The sequence below is a fragment of the Stenotrophomonas sp. genome, assembly GCF_032103445.1.
GTDB lineage: Bacteria > Pseudomonadota > Gammaproteobacteria > Xanthomonadales > Xanthomonadaceae > Stenotrophomonas.
This window is the reverse complement of sequence record NZ_DAMDFR010000128.1, coordinates 1-4,476: the sequence shown is the minus strand read 5'-3', so window position 1 is coordinate 4,476 and position 4,476 is coordinate 1. Positions and strand designations below refer to the sequence as shown.

The following is a 4,476-nucleotide window of genomic DNA, read 5'->3' as shown; positions in this document are numbered from 1 at the left end:
CGGCAGCGCGGCGCTCGGCTTCGGCGCGTGCGGCAGCGGCGCGCAGGTTGGCGAGCAGGGTTTCCAGTGCCTTGGCGTCCTGGCCCAGCGCCTTTTCGCGCTCGCTGCGGTCCTTGTAGCGCTCGTCCAGGCTGGCCACGGTGGCGGCGCGGTCGCGGCGGTCCTTGGCCAGTTCGTTGGCCTGCTGCTTCTGCTGCTGTCGGGTGCCTTCCAGCGCCTGGCGACGCTCGGTGATCTGCGCTTCCAGGGACTGCAGTTCGATGAGGTCGGCGGTGAGGGTGCCGATGCGGCGGGCGCGCTCGCGCTGCAGGTAGCGGTGGTACGCCAGGTTCCGGTTGGCGTCGGCCACGCGGTCCTGCGACAGCAGCAGCTTCAGCGGCGCGTGGTTGCCGATGCGGTAGGCCGCCTGCAGCAGCGAGGCGAGCTCCTTGCGCTGTTGTTCCAGGCCCTTTTCCAGTTCGGCGCGACGCTGCTGCGCCTCCTGCAACGCGCGGGTTTCGGCCTGCAGGGCAGTCTCGGTCTGGGCCAGCACGCGCCCGGTGCGCGCCACCTTCTCATCCGCCTCGCGCAACTGCCGCGAGGCCTGCCCACGCTGGCCTTCCAGGCTGCGCCGTTCCTGCGCCACACCCTTCAGTTCAGTGCGCAGCTTCTGCAGCTTGCGTTCGGTTTCCTTGGACGTCTGCGCCGGTACTGGCGTGGGCAGCAGCAGGCTGGCCACCAGCAGCAATATGGTCGCCAGCAGCGGCCCACGCGCTTTCATGCCCTGCGCGGCGATGGATTTGTTATCCCGGCGTGAGGAAAAAGCGTTGGCGCGCAAGGGCTTTCCAGTGACTTCAGGCAGATGCGGATTGCAGCACTGCATGGTGACATTCCTGCACGCGGCCTGCCAGCCGCTCATACGACCGAAGAGGACCTCATGAGACAGTTTTCGCTCCCGCTGTTGTTTGCCCTGCTGCTGCCCTTCGGGCCGGCCTGGGCGCTGGAGGACGTGAGCAAGGTCAACGGCAGCATCAAGGTGGAGGCCGGGCAGGCGTTTGGTGATCTTGAAACGGTGAATGGCAGCGTGCGCGTCGGTGCCGGTGCCAGCGCGAAGAGCGTCAGCACCGTCAACGGCAGCATCCAGGTGGAGGAAGGGGCCCGTATTGGTGCCGTAGAGACGGTCAACGGCGGGATCAAGCTCGCTCCTCGGGTCACCACCGCAGGCAATGTCAGTACGGTAAACGGCAGCATTTTCGCCGACCGCGGCGGCCAGATCGAGGGCGGCGTGGAAACCGTCAACGGTGGCATTGGCCTGGTCGAAACCCGGGTGCGCAACAGCATCAAGACGGTCAACGGTGACATCACCGTGGGCATCGGTTCGCAGGTCGAGGGCGGCATCCACATCGAAAAGCCCAACTTCAGCATCTCGCTCAACGCGCCGCGCAAGCCGCGCGTGATCATCGGTCCGAAGGCGTCGGTGGCGGGCGAGCTGAAGTTCGAGCGCGAAGTGGTGCTGTATGTGCACCGCACCGCCACCATCGGCCCGGTGAATGGCGCGGAGCCGATTCCGTACGACACCGACACTGCGCCGCAGGATTGATACCCTTTTCATCCGGTGCCCTGCCCGGGTACCGGCCCTTAGTCACCAGGAATTGATGATGCCCCGCAAACTTCTGCTGTGCCTGGCCGCCACTGCCGCGCTGACCGCGTGCAAGGGCGAGCCCGAAGCTCCCGCTGCCGCGCCTGCGCCGGCCACCGACGCTGCACCCGCGGCGACCGCCCATGCGTTCTCGCCCGAGATCAACGAGGCCGACTTCGGCGAACTGGTCAAGACCCTGGCCTCGGACGAGTTCGAAGGCCGCGCCCCCGGTAGCGCCGGTGAAGAGCGCACGGTGAACTACATCCGCGACCAGATGCAGCGCATCGGCCTGCAGCCGGGCAACGGCGACAGCTGGTTCCAGGACGTGGCGATGACCGAAACCACAGCCGATGAAAGCACCGTGCTGAAGCTGGACCAGGCCGGCAAGAGCCGCGACCTGAAGTTCGGCACCGACATGGTGATCGGCACGCGCAGCGGCCAGCAGGAAGTGAAGATCGACGGCAGCGACCTGGTGTTCGTCGGTTACGGCGTGGATGCGCCGGAACAGAAGTGGAACGATTACGCCGGCCAGGACTGGAAGGGCAAGACGGTCGTCATGTTCGTCAACGACCCGGGCTTCCACGTCAACGACGAGAAGCTGTTCGACGGCAAGCGCATGACCTACTACGGCCGCTGGACCTACAAGTTCGAAGAGGCGGCGCGCAAGGGAGCTGCCGCGGCGCTGATCGTGCATGACACCGCCGGTGCCTCCTACGGCTGGGACGTGGTGAAGAATTCCTGGGCGGGCCCGCAGTACGACCTGCCGGCCAAGAGCGATCCGGAACCGCGTCTGCCGGCGCAGGGCTGGCTGAGTGCGGATGCGGCGCGCCAGCTGTTCGCCGAGGCCGGGCTGGACCTGGACCAGGCCTACAAGGACGCCAACAAGCGCGGCTTCAAGCCGGTGCCGCTGAAGGCGAAGATGTCGGTGGACCTGAAGAGCACGATCAGCGAGAAGACCTCGCGCAACGTGGTGGGCGTGCTGCCGGGCAGCAAGCAGGCCGACGAAGCGGTGCTGTACATGGCGCACTGGGACCACCTGGGCAAGCACGAGGGTGAGCAGGGCGACAACATCTACAACGGTGCGGTCGACAACGCCACCGGCGTGGCCGGCATTCTGGAAATCGCCGGTGCAATGGCGCAGCAGAAGCCGGCACCGGAACGTTCGGTGGTGTTCCTGGCGGTGACGCTGGAAGAGTCGGGCCTGCTGGGTTCGAAGTACTACGTGACCCACCCGACCTTCCCGCTGGACAAGATTGCCGGCGTGATCAACATCGACGCGATGTCGGTGGCCGGGCGTGCCAAGGACATGACCGTGACCGGCTTTGGCAGCTCCGAGCTGGAAGACATCCTGAAGCCGCTGGCGGCCAAGCAGGACCGTACCCTGCACGGTGAAACCTCGGTGCAGAGCGGGTTCTACTTCCGTTCGGATCACTTCAACTTCGCCAAGGCCGGCGTGCCGGCACTGTATGCCGACGGCGGCGAAGACCTGCGCGACGGTGGCGTTGAAGCGGGCCGCAAGGCGGCTGAGGCCTATGGCCGTGACCGTTACCACGGTCCGAAGGATGAGTACGACCAGGCCACCTGGAAGCTGGACGGCACGGTGGAAGACCTGCAGCTGCTGTATGGCGTGGGTCAGGAGCTGGCGACCGCTGGCAAGTGGCCGAACTGGTACGAGGGCAACCCGTTCAAGGCGGCCCGCGACGAGATGATGAAGGGCAAGGTTGCGGAGCCGGCTGCGAAGTAAGCGGCGGGTTTCGGTTCAATCAGAAACGGCATCCTTCGGGGTGCCGTTTTTGTTTGTGCTGGCTGCGGTTTGATGCAGCCAGCGGTTCCAGTGATAGGGGTAGTCTTCTGGAGCGGCGACCAGCCCGGCCCGTACCGGATTCTCGATCAGGTACTGGGCGTGGGTCCGGAGACCGTCTTCGCTGCGGAGGCAGTGGTCGTAGTAGCCGCGCTGCCAGACTGCCGTGCCTTCGCTGCCGTGCAGCAGGTTGAAGGCGCGGGCGGAACGGGACTTGAAGCACTGCACGCAGCGGCTGAGGTCGTCATCGCGTAGCTGCATGAGCCAGTGCACGTGATCCGGCATGACCACCCAGGCGAGGGTCTTGGAGCGGTGTTCCTGATCTGATTGGCGGAGCGCGTCCACGACGCATTTGACGCTGGCTTCGTCGGTGAAGAGGCGACGGCGCTTGGCCACGGTAGTTGTAAGGGTGTAGTAGGCGAACCGGATAGAGCGACGACCGAACAGCAGGCGGGAACTGGGCATGGGTCAAGCATCACGCCTCGCATCGCCGGCATGTATCAGAGAAGTGCGCGTTTGCTGGTCGGGAATTGGTTGCCCGGGCGCGTGGCGAGGCGTTCATCAGTGCGGTGTGTCGGTGTTACGGTGGCGCGGGTCGCACGACAGTCGACCGCCGATAGCGTGTCCGCGTTCGGTAGGGCATTACCCGGATCGGAGTGAACGCGGGATGTCAGGCGTTCGATTGCACGGGTCCATGCGTTATAGCGATCACGCAGGTTATCGGCCGTCGTCTTGCGACCGACGCTACCAGTTCCAAACAGCCCGGCGTTCTGGGATTTCATGGTGTTGTGAATGGGGTAGGGTCGCACGACAGTCGACCGCCCGTGGTGCGTCCGCGGTCGATGGGGCATGACCCGGAACGAAGTGAGCGCGAGATGTCACGCGTTCGATTGCATGGGTCCATGCGTTATAGCGATCACGCAGGTTATCGGCCGTCGTCTTGCGACCGACGCTACCAGTCCCAACCAATGCCAGACACCCCGGCATCCCGTCATTCGCGCCCAAAGAAAAACCCCGCTGCGTGAGCAGCGGGGTTTTGGGTGTAAACCCTGGCGAT

The 4,476-nt window shown here is 65.3% G+C and carries 3 protein-coding genes and 1 pseudogene; 2 read left to right on the top strand and 2 right to left on the bottom strand.

Annotated elements, in window-relative coordinates:
- Positions 1-817: pseudogene (locus RT551_RS21235) on the bottom strand (peptidase M23); the annotation flags it as partial.
- 99 nt (positions 818-916) lie between these two features.
- On the opposite strand from RT551_RS21235, the gene RT551_RS21230 reads away from it, so the two are divergent.
- Together RT551_RS21230 and RT551_RS21225 are read left to right on the top strand one after the other, a co-directional pair.
- Positions 917-1,579: a hypothetical protein gene (locus tag RT551_RS21230; protein ID WP_313462168.1), complete on the top strand. Its 663-nt coding sequence runs from the start codon at positions 917-919 to the stop codon at positions 1,577-1,579.
- A 58-nt stretch (positions 1,580-1,637) separates the two neighbouring features.
- A complete protein-coding gene (locus RT551_RS21225; RefSeq protein ID WP_313462167.1) occupies positions 1,638-3,362 on the top strand; it encodes a M28 family metallopeptidase in 1,725 nt (574 codons plus the stop codon).
- Positions 3,363-3,377: 15 nt separating this feature from the next.
- On the opposite strand, the gene RT551_RS21220 is transcribed toward RT551_RS21225, so the two are convergent.
- Positions 3,378-3,884: a transposase gene (locus RT551_RS21220; RefSeq protein WP_313462166.1), complete on the bottom strand. Its 507-nt coding sequence runs from the start codon at positions 3,882-3,884 to the stop codon at positions 3,378-3,380.
- Positions 3,885-4,476: the final 592 nt, after the last annotated feature.

Coding starts and splice junctions, on each gene's coding strand:
- RT551_RS21225 (WP_313462167.1), top strand. CDS start 1,638: ATGCCCCGCAAACTTCTGCTGTGCCTGGCCGCCACTGCCGCGCTGACC.
- RT551_RS21220 (WP_313462166.1), bottom strand. CDS start 3,884: ATGCCCAGTTCCCGCCTGCTGTTCGGTCGTCGCTCTATCCGGTTCGCC.
- RT551_RS21230 (WP_313462168.1), top strand. CDS start 917: ATGAGACAGTTTTCGCTCCCGCTGTTGTTTGCCCTGCTGCTGCCCTTC.